The sequence below is a fragment of the Microcella humidisoli genome (assembly GCF_024362325.1).
Lineage (GTDB): Bacteria > Actinomycetota > Actinomycetes > Actinomycetales > Microbacteriaceae > Microcella > Microcella humidisoli.
In genome coordinates this window covers 1,571,747-1,586,253 of sequence record NZ_CP101497.1, presented here as the reverse complement: position 1 = coordinate 1,586,253, position 14,507 = coordinate 1,571,747, and the positions used below count along the sequence as shown (strand labels likewise).

Annotated in this window: 15 protein-coding genes; 7 read left to right on the top strand and 8 right to left on the bottom strand. The window is 69.6% G+C overall.

Features of this window, described 5'->3' with window-relative positions; genetic code table 11:
• The first annotated feature begins 55 nt into the window (after window positions 1-55).
• Both NNL39_RS07685 and NNL39_RS07680 read left to right on the top strand, forming a co-directional pair.
• A complete protein-coding gene (locus NNL39_RS07685) occupies window positions 56-418 on the top strand; it encodes a DUF7882 family protein (protein ID WP_456085688.1) in 363 nt (120 codons plus the stop codon).
• Window positions 415-642, top strand: coding sequence for a hypothetical protein (locus tag NNL39_RS07680; protein WP_255158566.1), 228 nt, complete (start codon window positions 415-417; stop codon window positions 640-642). Before NNL39_RS07685 ends, NNL39_RS07680 begins: the two co-directional genes overlap by 4 nt.
• A gap of 66 nt (window positions 643-708) precedes the next feature.
• Here NNL39_RS07680 and NNL39_RS07675 read toward each other — a convergent pair whose 3' ends face one another.
• The gene (locus NNL39_RS07675; protein ID WP_255158565.1) at window positions 709-978 is read right to left on the bottom strand and encodes a GlsB/YeaQ/YmgE family stress response membrane protein; all 270 of its coding nucleotides are present in this window, start codon (window positions 976-978) and stop codon (window positions 709-711) included.
• A gap of 261 nt (window positions 979-1,239) precedes the next feature.
• Here NNL39_RS07675 and NNL39_RS07670 point away from each other — a divergent pair, with 261 nt between their 5' ends.
• Together NNL39_RS07670 and NNL39_RS07665 are read left to right on the top strand one after the other, a co-directional pair.
• Window positions 1,240-1,545, top strand: a complete 306-nt coding sequence (locus NNL39_RS07670; protein ID WP_456085687.1) for a DUF7882 family protein — start codon at window positions 1,240-1,242, stop codon at window positions 1,543-1,545.
• Window positions 1,546-1,650: 105 nt separating this feature from the next.
• Entirely contained in the window at window positions 1,651-1,908 is a 258-nt protein-coding gene (locus tag NNL39_RS07665; protein ID WP_255158560.1) for a hypothetical protein, read from the top strand.
• 175 nt (window positions 1,909-2,083) lie between these two features.
• Here NNL39_RS07665 and NNL39_RS07660 read toward each other — a convergent pair whose 3' ends face one another.
• Window positions 2,084-3,367: an MFS transporter gene (locus NNL39_RS07660; protein WP_255158558.1), complete on the bottom strand. Its 1,284-nt coding sequence runs from the start codon at window positions 3,365-3,367 to the stop codon at window positions 2,084-2,086.
• Window positions 3,368-3,452: 85 nt separating this feature from the next.
• On the opposite strand from NNL39_RS07660, the gene NNL39_RS07655 reads away from it, so the two are divergent.
• Window positions 3,453-5,834, top strand: a complete 2,382-nt coding sequence (locus NNL39_RS07655) for a glycoside hydrolase family 3 C-terminal domain-containing protein (protein WP_255158556.1) — start codon at window positions 3,453-3,455, stop codon at window positions 5,832-5,834.
• A 95-nt stretch (window positions 5,835-5,929) separates the two neighbouring features.
• Here NNL39_RS07655 and NNL39_RS07650 read toward each other — a convergent pair whose 3' ends face one another.
• From NNL39_RS07650 to NNL39_RS07635, 4 genes are all read right to left on the bottom strand, one after another.
• Window positions 5,930-6,742 (bottom strand): ABC transporter permease, encoded by an 813-nt coding sequence (locus tag NNL39_RS07650; RefSeq protein WP_255158554.1) that lies wholly within the window; start codon window positions 6,740-6,742, stop codon window positions 5,930-5,932.
• Window positions 6,743-6,749: 7 nt separating this feature from the next.
• On the bottom strand, window positions 6,750-7,637 hold the full coding sequence (locus tag NNL39_RS07645) for an ABC transporter permease (RefSeq protein ID WP_255158552.1): 888 nt from the start codon (window positions 7,635-7,637) through the stop codon (window positions 6,750-6,752).
• An 82-nt stretch (window positions 7,638-7,719) separates the two neighbouring features.
• Window positions 7,720-8,901, bottom strand: a complete 1,182-nt coding sequence (locus tag NNL39_RS07640; RefSeq protein WP_255158549.1) for a type 2 periplasmic-binding domain-containing protein — start codon at window positions 8,899-8,901, stop codon at window positions 7,720-7,722.
• An 83-nt stretch (window positions 8,902-8,984) separates the two neighbouring features.
• Window positions 8,985-10,073: an ABC transporter ATP-binding protein gene (locus tag NNL39_RS07635; protein WP_255158546.1), complete on the bottom strand. Its 1,089-nt coding sequence runs from the start codon at window positions 10,071-10,073 to the stop codon at window positions 8,985-8,987.
• Window positions 10,074-10,199: 126 nt separating this feature from the next.
• Between NNL39_RS07635 and NNL39_RS07630 the strand changes: the two genes are divergently transcribed.
• Both NNL39_RS07630 and NNL39_RS07625 read left to right on the top strand, forming a co-directional pair.
• Complete coding sequence (locus NNL39_RS07630) at window positions 10,200-11,042, top strand: FadR/GntR family transcriptional regulator (RefSeq protein ID WP_255158543.1); 843 nt, start codon at window positions 10,200-10,202, stop codon at window positions 11,040-11,042.
• Window positions 11,039-11,758: a cache domain-containing protein gene (locus NNL39_RS07625; RefSeq protein ID WP_255158540.1), complete on the top strand. Its 720-nt coding sequence runs from the start codon at window positions 11,039-11,041 to the stop codon at window positions 11,756-11,758. The genes NNL39_RS07630 and NNL39_RS07625 overlap by 4 nt, the downstream gene beginning before the upstream one ends.
• Before the next feature lie 76 nt (window positions 11,759-11,834).
• On the opposite strand, the gene NNL39_RS07620 is transcribed toward NNL39_RS07625, so the two are convergent.
• Window positions 11,835-13,259, bottom strand: coding sequence for an APC family permease (locus tag NNL39_RS07620; protein ID WP_255158538.1), 1,425 nt, complete (start codon window positions 13,257-13,259; stop codon window positions 11,835-11,837).
• Window positions 13,260-13,300: 41 nt separating this feature from the next.
• Window positions 13,301-14,398 (bottom strand): Zn-dependent alcohol dehydrogenase, encoded by a 1,098-nt coding sequence (locus NNL39_RS07615; protein WP_255158537.1) that lies wholly within the window; start codon window positions 14,396-14,398, stop codon window positions 13,301-13,303.
• Window positions 14,399-14,507 lie beyond the last annotated feature (109 nt).

Sequence of the window (14,507 nt, the reverse complement as noted above, 5' to 3'; positions counted from 1 at the left end):
TCGAGCGCCTTCACCCCCGTCATCCGGCGCCGCCTGTCATACTTCCCGCAACCCGATGCACGACGAGGCAGGGGTGGGGGGACACAGAACGATGGGAACACTGACCTACGATTCGACCTTGTCGGCCGACTTCGATGACCGCACGCTCGCGCACCTGCAGATGGTCATGGGTGCCAAGTTGCGCCGCAATGAGGCCTTCTACTTCAGCTGGAAAGACGACCACTCGATCGGCAACGGGCGCAGCGTCATCTGGATGCACCCCACCATCCCGATCTCATTCAAGTTCTTCGGCAGCCGACCGCCGGCGATCAACCGCGAGTGGATCGACGAGCTCATGCTGCTCGCCAACACCCCCTCGGGGCTGTACCTGGTGCCCGAACCGACGACGCCCGCCAGCACGGCCAAGGAGGATTCGTGATGCGCACCACCATCCACTACGACGGCGAGGAATACATCGTTCCGCGCAACTCGAGCGAGCTGAAGGTGGAGATCGAGGCGATCCTCGCGACCGGCGAAGCGGGCTGGCTGCGGGTCAACCACGGGCGCGGACAGCTCAAGACCGCCGACCTGCTCATCCACCCGGGCGTGGCGATCGGCCTCATCGACACGAGCGACCCCGAGCACATCGCCGGCGAAGAGTAGCCGCCGAACGCACGACGAAGGGCCGGTCCCCGCGGGGTCCGGCCCTTCGTGGCGTTCAGGTCGTCTCTAGCGCGTGGCGCGCGACCCGCGCGTCACGAGGCCGTAGATGAGCAGCACGATGATCGCGCCGCCGATCGCGAGCAGCCACGTGGTGATGTCGAAGAAGCCCTCGAGCCCGACACCGAAGAGCTGGCTGCCGATGAAGCCGCCGAGCAGAGCGCCCACGACGCCGAGCACGAGGGTGATGACCCAGCCGCCGCCCTGGCTGCCCGGCAGGATCGCCTTGGCGATGGCTCCTGCAATCAGTCCGAGGATGATCCATCCGATGATGCCCATGTCGACCTCCCAGTCGATTCTGTGGTGCTGACCCCGCAGTTCAGGGCCCGGATGAGACAACCACAGGCGCAACCGTCAGCCCCACCCCTTGCCACGCTCTCCGACACGTGATACGAGCGCCTACCGCACTACGCCAGGTCGGGTCAAGACCCCCTCTCGCGCTTGCCCCCCGAACGGGGGCCATGTCAGTGTGAGGCAACGACCGCCGACGGCCAGAGGCACCCTCTTGGCTGAATCAGTGGCGATGCAGGAGGGGCGCACGTGGGAATTCTGAGGTACCACAACGAAGAGTTCGATTTCGATGATCGGTTGCTCGCCCACGTGCAGATCGTCATCAGCACGAAGCTTCGCCGCGGCGAGAACTTCTTCCTGACCTGGGCGCTTCCAGCCAGCAGCGGCAGCGGTCGGCATGCGCTGTGGATCGACAACGGCGTTCCGTTGCACATCACCTACTCCGGATCGCGCTCGCCCCAGATCAACCGCGAGTGGATCGAGGCGCTGATCCTGTCGTCGGCGACAGGTGGCGTCAACCTTGTCGACGACCCTCCGCCATCCTCAGCCGACTGACCGCCGCGAGAGCAGGACGACGTAGCCGCATCCACCGCAAATAGCAAGGCCTGTCGAACACCGCGGCACCGCACGTACCGTGAACCGCGAAGGAAGGCTTCTGCCATGACCGCCGCACTGCTGATGATCAACAACGAGCGCATCGCGCTCGCCGAGGATGTCGACCTCTCCACCCTGATTGCCGAGATCATGAACGCTCTCAGCCAGGGCGGGGCGTTCGTGCACATCGATGGTGGTCGCGGTGATCAATACGACGTTCTGATCACCGAGGCCACTCATGTGATGGTGCGACACGGGAGCCTGTCATTCGAGGCCGGTACGCCCGCAGGCCCCTGGAACTCCAGCATCGACCTCGACATCTAGGAGGCACACCGCATGTCACTGCACGAACACCGACGATTCCGACCGCACGGACCTCGAGACGACAGCGAGGGCAATGCGTGGGATGACGTGCGCATCACCTCGGTCACCCGCCCGACGCTGTCGGCCCCCCTCATCTCGACGGTCGACTGGCTCGACGGCGATCTGGGCGGCGACCTCAGCGCACCGAGCGAATCGGCAGCACCGCGAGGGCCCCAAGCACACTCAGGGTGATCGCGGCCGGGAACAGGCCGACGAAGCCGAACGCCAGCACGACGGCACCTGCGATGGCGGGGGCGATCGTCTGGGGCAGCGTCGCCGCGATGTTGACGACTCCGAGGTCTTTCGCGTGCGCGTGGGAGTCGGGCAGCACCTGCGAGACGAGGGCCGTGTCGACCGCCTGGAAGGCGCCGAAGCCGAGACCGGCGAGCAGCGCGAAGACGATCATGCCCTCGAACGTCGGCCACACCCATGGCACGACCTGCGCGAGTCCCACGATGAGCGACGAGGCGACGACGAAGGGCTTGCGGCGCCCGACGTGGTCACTCCAGGGCCCTGAGATCGCCACAGCGAGCACGAGCGTCGGCAGCGCCGCCGCGGAGACGAGCGGCAGCAGCACGACGGCCTCATCGCCGAGCCCGATGTAGTCCTGCAGCAGGTAGAGCTGGTACGCGACGACGAGGAAGTACCCCGTGTAGAGCAGCAGTCGACCCGTGAAGGCCCAGAAGAAGTCGGGATGCGCGATCGGGTTGACCCAGAAGGTCAGCAGGAAGTCGCGCACCCGGAACGCGGCGCGCGGCTCGGCGCGGTTATCGCGCGGACCGGTGAACACGGCAAAGAGAGTGAGCAGCACGACCGAGACGCCCGCGAGCACGAGGTAGGCGCCAGGGATGCTGCCGGCGAGCAGCGAGGCGAGGATGACGCCGCCGAGCGAGCCGACCATCGTCATCGCGCCGATGACGGCCGCGAAGGTACCGCGCACCGACTCGGGCACGCGATCGGGCAGCATCGCCGAGTAGGGGCCCTGGACGACATTGAACGAGACCTGCACGAGGGTCCAGCACAGGGCGACCATGAGGATGCTGCTCGAGAGCCCGAGCGCGACGAGCGCGAGCCCCCCGACGAGGGCCCCGCCGACGATGTAGGGCGCCCGGTTGCCGAACCGACTGCGCGTTCGGTCGCTGATCGTGCCCGCGACGGGCTGCGCGATCATGGCCGCGAGCGCGCCGATCGTCGTGACGATCGCGAGGTTGGCGACCTTGTTGGCCGGGTCGAGCTGCTCGACCTGCAGCGGCAGCAGCACGGTGGGGATCGCGCCCCACAGAATGAAGATGCCGAGCGTGCCGGGCACGAACCAGAGCAGCAGGCTGCGCAGCGGGCCCTGGATGCGCACGCGCTCAGCAGTCGTCACGTCCGCGGGCGTCGCGCCGTCGGCGGCCGGCGGGGTCGAGGTGGTCGTCACGGGCTTCCTCTCGCGGCGCTCCCTTGCGCCGCACTCAGCGTACGACGCGTGCACGTGTCGGCGAGCACGACCTAGTCTCGTGTTCGTGACGACCCGCATCGACGCGACCTCGCTGAGCACCGACGAGCAGCTCTCGCTGCTGTCGGGAGCTGACTTCTGGCGTACCCGCGCCCTGCCCGAGCACGGCATCCCGGCGGCGATGCTGGCCGACGGCCCGCACGGCCTGCGCGCGCAGCTCGAAGCGACCGACCACTTGGGGCTCGCGAGCAGCGTCGCCGCCACGTGCTTCCCGCCCGCGGCGACGCTCGCGAGCAGCTGGGACGAGCGGCTCGTGCAGGAGGTCGGTGCCGCCGTGGGCCGCGAGGCGCGCGCGCTCGGCGTCGACGTCGTGCTCGGTCCGGGCATGAACATCAAGCGGCACCCGCTGTGCGGCCGCAACTTCGAGTACTCGAGCGAAGACCCGCTGCTGAGCGGGCTGCTGGCGGCGAGCGCCGTGCGGGGCATCCAGAGCGCGGGCGTCGGGGCGTGCCTCAAGCACTTCGCCGTCAACAATCAGGAGCACCGCCGCTTCGTGATCGACGCGATCGTCGACGAGCGCACGCTGCACGAGCTCTACCTCCGCGGCTTCGAGATCGCCGTGCGCGCGAGCGCTCCGCGCATGGTCATGGCCGCGTACAACCGCATCAACGGCGACCATGCGACCGATGCGCGCTGGCTGCTGACCGAGACGCTGCGCGAGCGCTGGGGCTTCGACGGCGTCGTGGTGAGCGACTGGGGCGCGACGGCCGACCGGCCCGCCGCTGTGACCGCCGGCATGGATCTCGAGATGCCCGGCGGCGCGGGCACCGAACCCGCCATGCGCGCCGCCCTCGCCGCCGGCACCCTCGACCCCGCCGACGTCGCGCGGTCGGCGCAGCGCGTCATCGACCTCGCCGTGCAGGCGCAGGATGCCCGTGCCCACGCCGCCCCGACGATGGCCGAGCTGCTCGACCCCCACGACGCGCTCGCCCGCCGCGCGGCGGCGTCGAGCTCGGTCGTGCTCACGAATCACGGGATTCTGCCCCTGCAGCCCGGCGCCCGCGTCGCGCTCATCGGCGCGTTCGCCGAGCACCCGCGCTACCAGGGCAGCGGCAGCTCGCTCGTGACGCCGACGCGCCTGACGACCGCGCGCGAGGCGCTCGAGGCCGCGGGGGTGGTGGTCGACTACGCCCCCGGCTACGAACCGGTGCGCTCGGCGGCCGATGCCGCGCTCATCGACGAGGCCGTCGCGGTCGCCCGCGACGCCGACATCGCGATCGTCATGGTCGGGCTGCCCGGCATCGCCGAGAGCGAGGGATTCGACCGCGACACGCTCGCCCTGCCCGCGCAGCACGACGCGCTCGTCGCGGCGGTCGCGGCGGTGAACCCGCGCACGGTCGTCGCCCTCAGCGTCGGCGCGCCGGTGCTGCTGCCGTGGCGCGACGATGTCGCCGCGATCCTGCTGAGCTCCCTCGGCGGGCAGGCGAGCGGCGGCGCACTGGCCGACGCGCTGCTCGGCATCGTCGAGCCCGCCGGCCGACTCGCCGAGACGTGGCCGGCCGCGCAGAGCGATGTCGCCGCCGATCCCTTCTTCCCCGGAGACGACGCGCAGGTGCACTACCGCGAGGGGCTGTTCGTCGGTTACCGGCACGCGACGACGGCGGGCGTCTCACCGGCCTTCGCCTTCGGGCACGGCCTCGGCTACGGGTCGAGCGAGTGGGTCGAGGCGCGCGCGAGCGCCGCGACGCTCGCCGAGGGCGGCCGTCTGACCCTCACGGTCGAGGTGACTAACACCGGGCCGACCGCGCGCTCCGAGCTCGTGCAGGTCTACGCCCGCGACCGATCCGGGGTCGTGCTGCGGCCGCGCCGCGAGCTCGTCGGCTTCGCCCGGGCGATGCTCGCCCCCGGCGAGACCCGCTCGGTCGAGGTCGAGGTGGCCGCCGAGGCGCTGCGCTACTGGGATGTGCGGGTGCACGACTGGGCGCTGCCGCGCGGCCCGGTCGACCTCGAGGTCGCGCGCTCGAGCGAGACGATCGAGGCCGTGCTGGCGATCGAGGTGCTCGGCACGGCATCCGACTCGGCCGAGCCGCCGTCGACCGCTCCGATCGCGGCGAGCGATGAGCAGTGGGCGCGGCGCCTGGGCCGCGCCATCCCCACCCCTGCGCCCGCCCGCCCCTTCACGCGCGAGTCGACGCTCGGCGACATCGGCGGTACGCTCGTCGGCCGCACGTTGCGGAGTGCCGTCGTGCGCATGGCCCCGGTGAGCGAGGAGGACCGCCGCGACCCCGCCTCGCTCGCCCTCATCGAGCGCAGCATCGACGAGCTGCCCCTGCGCGGGCTCGCCCAGATGTCGCAGGGGAAGATGTCGTGGGCGGTCGTGGATGCTGTGGTCGCCGCCGCGAACCGCCGTCCGCTGGCGGCAGTCGGGGCCCTGCTGCGTCGTCGCTGACGACCACGCGCGCGGGCGCACTCACCCGAAGAGTGCACCCGCGCGGGGCGGCGCGCGCGACGGATCGTCGGGCGCCGCAGAGCAGCGCTAGCCCCCTAGCGCTCCTCCTCCTCAGCGCGGGTGAGGCGCTGAGAGACGTAGACGGGGATGAACGACAGCAGGATCAGCACCGTCGCGATGACGTTGACCTGCGTCGCCTCGTTGGGGCGGGCCATCTGGTTGAACATCCACAGGGGCAGCGTCTCGACGCCCGCCGGGGCCGTGAAGATCGTGACGACGATCTCGTCGAAGCTCAACGCGAACGCGAGCAGGCCGCCGGCCACGAACGCCGTGCGGAACTGCGGGAACGTGACGAGTCGGAACGTCTGCCACAGGCTCGCCCCGAGGTCCATCGACGCCTCCTGCATGCTCGGGTTCATGCGGCGCAGGCGGGCGAACACGTTGTTGAAGACCATGACGATGCAGAAGGTCGCGTGGGCGATGATCATGCCGAAGTAGCCGACCTGGATGCCGGCGGGCTCGAGCACGTTGTTGAACGAGTTGCTGAAGGCCACACCGGTCACGACGCCCGGCAGGGCGATCGGCAGCACGATGAGCAGGTTGACGGTGTGCTTGCCGAAGAAGTCGTAGCGCTGCAGCGCGAAGGCCGCGAGCGTGCCGAGCACGAGGGCGATGACCATGGCCCCGGCGGCGACGATCGCCGAGTTGGTCACGGCCGTCCACAGCGCCTCGTTCTGGAACGCCCGCACCCACCAGTCGAGCGTGAAGCCCGTGATCGGCCAGCTCGCGATGGGCGCGATGTTGAACGAGTTGATGATGACGAGGAACAGCGGCACGTACATGAACAGCAGCACGATGGCCACGACGATGCCGAAGGCGACCTTGGTTCCGCGGGTGAGTCTCAGCACGGGCCGCTCACATCCTCTCGAGGGCGCCGGTGCGCCGGGTGACCAGCAGGTAGATGACGACGAAGGCGATCGGGATGACCGAGAACGCGGCGGCGACGGGCGGGTTCAGGTTGATGTTCGAGGCGATGATGCTGCCGATCATCTGCGCGTTGGCCCCGCCGACGAAGCGCGCCACGATGTAGTCGCCGAGGCTCAGCGAGAACGTGAAGACGCTGCCGGCGATGAGGGCGGGCCAGAGCAACGGCAGCACGACCGTGCGGATGGTCGTGAACCCGTGGGCGCCGAGGTCGGCCGAGGCGTCGAAGAGGTTGACGGGGATCTGCCGGATGGCCGTGTAGACGGGCAGCGCCATGTAGGGGAACCAGAGGTAGGTGAGCGTGAGCACGACCGTGACGATGCTGAAGCCGGGCCCCGTGATGCCGAACGGCGCCATGAGCCAGTTGAAGAAGCCCTCCTCGGTGAAGGTGATGCGCATGGCGAGGATCTTGACCAGGTAGCCGGCCCACAGCGGCAGCGTGATGGCGACGGCGAGCACGGCGCGCATCCACGGCGAGGCCAGCTTGGCCATGAAGATGCCCAGCGGTACCGCGAACACGGCGCTGAGCACGGTGACGGCGAGCGCGACGCCGAGCGTGCGCAGCGAGGTCGTGATGTAGGCGGGCTCGCTGAAGACGAGCGCGAAGTTGTCGAGCGTGAAGCCCGGGATCACCTTCGAGGTGAATGAGTCGATGTACCAGAAGGCCGTGACGAGCAGCAGCGCGAGCGAGACGATGTAGAGGCCGATGAGCCAGGTGAGCGGCAGGCTCAGCAGCCCGACGAGGCGCATCCAGCGATGCCGGTAGAGCAGCGTCGAGAGCGGCTTGCTCGGTCTCGCCGGTGTCGTCGTGGTGGTCACGGGTGTCCTTCTCGCGTGCGGGGGTGGAAGCGGGTGGTGCGGAGGGGCGGGACGGTCGGCCCCGCCCCTCCGCGGTCAGGGTCTAGCCCTTGATGGTCGCCCAGGCGTTGGTCCAGTCCTGGAACGAGGTGCACTGCACCTCGGTGCGGCCGTCGATGCACTGCTCGATCGGGGTCGTCCAGTACCAGACGTTCTCGAAGTACTCCTCGTTGAGCGCGTTGAACTGCTCGCAGTGAGCAGCCGCCTCGTCGCTGAGCTCGCAGAACGCACCGTTGGCGGGAGCCATACCGAAGTTCATGGCGATGGCGCCGTTGACTTCGGCCGCGCTCGTGTAGTCCATCCAGAGGTAGGCGCAGTTCGGCGCGTCCGACTTGCTCGAGATCATCCACGCGTCCGACCAGCCGGTCGAGCCCTCGACGGGCAGGGTGCCGCCGAACTTCTCGGTGTCCTCCGTGAACTTGCGCAGCACCTCCCACGAGGTGCCCGCGACGGTCGTGCCGCCGAGGAACGAGGTGATCTGCGCGACCGGGTCGGCCCAGTACTCGGCAACGATCGCGTTCTGCTGCTTGAGCAGGTCGACCGCGGCGGCGAGCTGCGTCTCGTCGAGTGCGTAGGGGTTCTGGATGCCCAGCTCAGGCTGGTGGTACATCAGGTACACCGCGGCGTCGGCGATGTAGATCGGCGCGTCGTACGCGGTGATCTGGCCGGCGTAGGGGCTGTCGGCCTCCCACACGATGTCCCAGCTCTCGGGCGTCTCGGTGACGACCTCGGTGTTGTACTGCAGGATGTTGGCGCCGCGGCCGATCGGAACGCCGTAGACCTTGCCGTTGATCGTGTCGTACAGCTGGCCCTGCATGCCCGGAACGATGTCGTCGCCGAAGTTCGGCAGCAGGTCGCGGTTGATCGGGGCGACGTCGCCACCGACGATGAGGCGCAGGCTCGCGTCGCCCGAGGCCGAGACGAGGTCGTAGTCGCCGGTGCGCATGAGCTGCACCATCTCGTCGCTCGTGCCCGCGACCTTGCGGTTCACGACGCAGCCGGTCTCCTCGGTGAAGGTGTCGGACCAGGCCGGCTCGACGAAGCCCGACCAGGCGATGATGTCGACCTGGCCTTCGCCCTCGCCGAGCGCCTCGAGCATGGGCACGTCGGGCACGTCGAAGACGAGCTCGCCTGAGCCCTCGTTCGCGGCGGGGGCCGCGCAGCCGGCGAGCATCAGCGCCGACACGGCGGTGATCGCCGAGAGCGCCATCAGTTTCTGTCGCATGTTTCCTCCTTGATGTGGGGGTGGTGCTGTGGTGGTGCTGTGGTGGTGCTGGGGTGGTGCGTCGGTGGTCGTCGGGGCGCGGGTCAGGGCACGATCGCGGCGTGCTCGGTGACCCAGACAGCGCGCACGGCGTCGCCGCGGTGGTACGGCGCCGTGTCGCTCGGGGCGTGGTCGTTATGGCGCTCGGCGACGACGCGGAGCCCGTCGACGGTGTCGACGATGTACCGCGTCGTGGGGCCGGTGTAGACCGTCTCGACGATCGTGCCGTCGACGCAGGTCTCGTGGGCGGCGGGCTCGGTGCGGGCATCCATGAGGCGAACGCGCTCGGGGCGGACGCTGATGGCGGTCGCGACGCCCGTGAGGCGCTCGGCGTGCGCGGCGTCGATGAGGTTCGACAGGCCGAGGAAGCTCGCGACGAAGGCGGTCTGCGGGTACTCGTAGACCTCGCGCGGCGTGCCGACCTGCTCGACGCGGCCGTTGTTGAAGACGGCGATGCGGTCGCTCAGGGTGAGCGCCTCCTCCTGGTCGTGCGTGACGAAGATGAAGGTGATGCCGACCTCGCGCTGAATCTGCTTGAGCTCGATCTGCATCTGCTCGCGCAGCTGCTTGTCGAGGGCGCCGAGCGGCTCGTCGAGCAGCAGCACGCGCGGCTGCAGGATGAGCGCGCGGGCGAGCGCGATGCGCTGGCGCTGGCCGCCCGAGAGCTGGTGCGGCAGGCGGTCGGCCACGTGGCTCAAGCGCACCTGCTCGAGTGCCGTGGCGACGCGCTCCTGCTGCTCGGCCTTGGCGACCTTGCGCACGCGCAGGCCGTAGGCCACGTTCTCGGCGATCGTCATGTGCGGGAAGAGCGCGTAGTCCTGGAAGACCGTGTTGACCGTGCGGTCGAAGGGCGCGGCGCCCGTCACATCGGTGCCCGCGATCGCGATGGTGCCGCTCGTGACCTCTTCGAATCCGGCGATGAGGCGCAGCACGGTGGTCTTGCCCGAGCCCGAGGGGCCGAGCATCGAGAAGAACTCGCCCGACTCGACCGAGAGCGTGAGGTCGTCGACGGCGGTGGTCTCGCCGAAGCGCTTGGTGACGGACGTGAGCTCGACACCGCCGTGGCCGCGGCCGGAATCGGAGGGCGCGGCGTCGGGCGCGCTGGGGGCGGTCGTCGCGTGGGGGGCGGACATGGCGGCGGGATTCCTCCGAGACATCGTTGGTCGGTGCAATAACTGTAAACGTATAGTTTCATATCTTTTATTTCGATCGCATAACGGCGGTGTAACGCTCTCGGGTCTGTGCCGGACAATGGGGCTATGAGCACCCGCAGCGTCGCGCCCCGGTCGGGCCGACCCACCCGGCTGCACAGCGCCGTCTTCCAGCCCATCGGCGACGAAGGGCGCGCCGCCCTCGTCGAGCGGCGTATCGCAGAAGCGATCATGGGCGGCGTGCTCGCCGCCGGCGAGCGCCTCCCGCCCGAGACCGAACTCGCCGCGGCGTTCGGAGTCGCCCCCGCCACCGCCCGTGAAGCCCTGCTGGCCTTGCGCGAGCGCGGCCTCATCGTCACGCGGCGCGGCCGCACGGGCGGCAGCTTCATCGCCGACAGCGCCGACCCGGTGCGCTTCGCCACCCGGGCCCTGCTCGACGGCTCGCGCGTGAGCCTGCGCGACGCCGCCCAGCACTACCTCGCGATCACCGCCGCCTGCGTCGAGCTCGCCGCCCGTCGCGCAGACGCCACCGAGATCGCCATGATCGTCGCGCGCCTCGAGCGCGGCGACGATCGCGACCTCGCGGCCTGGCGCCGCGCATCCGACGACGCGGTCATCGAGCTCGCCGCCCTCAGCCAGTCGGCGCGGCTCACGCGCGAGCAGATGAAGCTGCAAGGCGAGTTCTCGCCGCTGCTCGCGCTCATCGACACCGATCCGACCAGCCGCACCGAGAGTCGAGCCCACCTGCTCGACGTGCTGCGGGCCGTCGGTGCGGGCGACGCTGAGGCCGCCGTGCAGGCGCTCCGCGCCAGCACGCGCGCCACGATCGACTGGCTCATCGCCTACCGTGAGCGGCACGCGAGCGCCGTCACCGCCCCCATCGCGACCGTCGCGCCGCCGAACGCGTCGACCGCGGCCACCCCGCCCCGAACCGAGAGGAGCAGCACGTGAGCATCCACCCCGCCCCGCCCGCGTCGCGCACGACGACCGAGCATCCTGTTGATCTCGTGACCGAGTACTTCGGCCGCGCCATCACCGCCCTCGCCGCCTGGAACACCGCGCTCGCCGACGAGATCGCGGCCATACGACGCACCGGCCCCATCACGACCGACCGACTCGACGAGGTCGTCGAGCCCTCGGCGCTGCGGCTCTTCGACACCGTCGACCTGCCCGTGTACGGCTCGGGCTTCATCGCGGCGCTCGACTCGCTCGCCGACGCCAACAGTCACCTCGCATGGTGGCAGGGGCCCGAGCGGGCGCAGCTCGTGCTCGCCTCGCAGTCGGTGAACAAAGAGCACATCGACTACAGCGAGCTCGAGTGGTACCGCGTGCCGCACGCCACGGGCCAGCCGCATGTCGCCGGGCCCTACGTCGACTACCTGTGCAGCGACGAGTACACGATCACCGTCGCGGCCCCCGTGCACATCGACGGCGAGTTCATCGGCGCCGTGGCGCTCGACCTGCTCATCGATCGCGTCGAGCGCGACCTCACTCCGCGCCTGGCGGCGTTCGGCGATGACATCTCGATCGTCAACGGCGTCGGACGCGTGCTGCTCTCGACGAGCCCCGCGCGTGAGACGGGCGACACGATCCGGGGCGATGACCTCGCCGCGTTCGAGCGCTTTCCCTGCCCGGGCATGGCGCTCGACGTGCTCATCGCTCGCTGAGGCGACCTCCCCGAACAGACACGCACGGGCGAGGCGACCCGATCGCCCCGCCCGTGCGCGGTTTCTCCCCAAGGCGCTATCCGACGCCCTCGAGCAGGTCGGTCTCGGTCGTGCCGATGGCCTTCACGACCTCCGGTCGACGACGGGCCAGGTAGAGGTACCAGACCATCGTGAGACCGAACAGCAGCGCGAAGAGCCACGGGATGATGTTGAACGGGAAGGCGGGCACGGGCACGATGTTCGACCAGAACACGTACGCCATGCCGCCGACGGCGACGATCACGGCGACGGGCAGCAGACGGTTGGTCACGCCCAGTCGGCGCACGTAGACGATCGACGCGATCGCGATCACGGCGTACGCGACCATGTAGCCGTACGTGCCGAAGGTGTTGACCCACACCAGCACGCTGATCGGGTCGACCCCGACGAGGTAGAATACCGCGGGCACGAGAACCACAGCGGCCCCGGAGATCAGCAGCGCCCGGTGCGGTGTCTGGAAGCGATCGTGCGTGCGGCCGAGGCGGCCGTCGACGACGCCCTCCTTGCCCATGACGTACAGGATCCGGCCGATCACGTTCAGCGGAGCGACGACAACCGCGAAGAACGATGCCGCGACGCCCGCATTGAGGATCGGGTTGAACCACGAGGGCATGCCGATCAGCACGGCGATTTCGTCGAGCGGGCTCGCCGAGGCGCCGAGGCCATCGCCGAGCGCCGCGACCTGGGTGTAGGCGCCGAAGATGTACAGCACTCCCACCCCGAGTGCGCTCCACATGATGGCGCGGGGAATCGCGCGGAACGGGTTCTTCGCCTCGCGACCGAGGGCATCCGCGCTCGAGAAGCCGACGAAACCGAGAATCGCGAGCACCATGCCGGCCGCGACTCCCGAGAAGCTGGTCTGCGACAGGTCGAACTGGCTCGGATCCCACGCCGCCGGGCCGAGGTAGCCGAGGGTCAGCACGAAGAGCAGCACGATGATGCCGATCGAGAGCAGCTCCAGCACGAACGAGACACGGGCCGAGATGCGGATGCCGCGGATGGTGAAGAAGACCGCGAGCCCCCCCAGCACCGCAGCGACCACGATCTGCGCCACGAGCCCCTCCAACGGCACACCGATCTGGGTCAGGGTGAGCATCGTGTACGAGACGCTTCCGCTCAACGAGGCCGCGGCGATGCAGAAGCAGCCGATGACGAGCGTGACGCCGGTGACGTAGGCCCCGACCGGACCGAGGCCGATCGCGGCGTAGTTGTAGAGCGACCCCGCAGAGGCGCGGCGCTTGGCGAACTGCAGGATCGAGTACCCGACCGCGAGGATGATGATCGTCGCGAGCAGGAACGAGAGCCACGTGCCCTTCCCCGCAGAGAGGTAGATCGCCGCCGCCGTGAAGGCGATGACGGCACTCGGAGCGATGTTGGCGATGGCTTGCGCGAAGAGCTCGGTCGAGCCCATGACGCCGCGCCGAAGACCGGCGTCGGCAGGAGGGGTGGATGTCGCGGTCACAGCATTGTGCCTTTCGTGAGGGGTTGGATGGAGGAGGGGTTTCAGGGGATGAGCAGCGTGCGCAGCGCGGTGCCAGCCTGCAGATCATCGAGGGCGGCGACCGCCTCGTCGAGCGAGCGTCGGCCGCTCACCATGGGCTCGAGCAGCAGTTCGCCGTCCATGACGCGGTCGACGAGGGCCGGAATGTCGATCGCCGGTCGCACGCTGCCGTAGTTGGAGCCGAGGATGCGCTGATCCGCTTCGGCGAGAACGAGCGGCTCGAACGACGCGCGGGCCCCGGCCGGCGGCAGGCCGACGATGACCGCCGCGCCACCGAGGCCGAGCATCCGGATCGCCTGCTCGGTGGTCGACGTCGTGCCGATGGCGTCGAAGGCATAGTCGACGCCATCGGGAAGCAGGGCGCGGATGGCCTCCACCGCATCGACCTGCGAGGCGTCGATCTCATCGGTGGCCCCGAGGCGGCGCGCCAACGCGGTCTTCTCCATGCGCACGTCGATCGCGACGATGCGCTCCGCGCCGGCCAGGCGCGCACCTTGAACGACGGAGAGGCCGACGCCACCGCACCCGATCACGGCAACATGCGCTCCGGGCTCGACGGCCGCGGTGTTGACGACGGCTCCCACCCCCGTCGCGACGGCGCATCCGACGATCGCGATCAGATCGAGCGGCGCATCATCGCGAACCTTGATGGCCCCGGATGCGGGAACCACGGCCTCCTCCGCGAACGACGAGACTCCCAAGTAGTGGTGCACCATCTCGTCGCCCAGGCTCAACCGCGATGTGCCGTCGTGCAGCACGCCGCCGGGAGCGACGACGGTGGCGACGAGCGAGCAGCGCGCCTCGTGCCCGGCCAGGCAGTACCGACAGCTGCCGCAGGGGGCGACCCACGACATCACCACGTGGTCGCCCTCGACCAGGTGCGTCACCCCCGGTCCGACGGCGGTGATGACGCCGGAGCCCTCGTGCCCCATGACGAGCGGGGTCGGAACGGGCCATTCACCGCGCCGCACGTGCAGGTCGGAGTGGCACACCCCCGCCGCCGCGATGCGCACGCGCACCTCACCGGGGCCGGGGTCGGCGAGATGAACGTCCTCGATGCTGATCGATCGATCGCTGCTGCGGAACACGGCGGCCTTCACGGGCGTCCTCCTGATGGGGCGGTGAGCGGATTCCGCAACGGTACGGAGACCGATGACCGGCGCGCGATGACCGAAGTGGACAGCGTGAGGGGAACACCACGCCGAAACG

What these genes read in the sequence shown, in the direction of transcription:
- NNL39_RS07685 (WP_456085688.1), top strand. Translation starts at nt 56, where the DNA reads ATGCACGACGAGGCAGGGGTGGGGGGACACAGAACGATGGGAACACTG.
- NNL39_RS07675 (WP_255158565.1), bottom strand. Translation starts at nt 978, where the DNA reads ATGGGCATCATCGGATGGATCATCCTCGGACTGATTGCAGGAGCCATC.
- NNL39_RS07665 (WP_255158560.1), top strand. Translation starts at nt 1,651, where the DNA reads ATGACCGCCGCACTGCTGATGATCAACAACGAGCGCATCGCGCTCGCC.
- NNL39_RS07640 (WP_255158549.1), bottom strand. Translation starts at nt 8,901, where the DNA reads ATGCGACAGAAACTGATGGCGCTCTCGGCGATCACCGCCGTGTCGGCG.
- NNL39_RS07635 (WP_255158546.1), bottom strand. Translation starts at nt 10,073, where the DNA reads ATGTCCGCCCCCCACGCGACGACCGCCCCCAGCGCGCCCGACGCCGCG.
- NNL39_RS07630 (WP_255158543.1), top strand. Translation starts at nt 10,200, where the DNA reads ATGAGCACCCGCAGCGTCGCGCCCCGGTCGGGCCGACCCACCCGGCTG.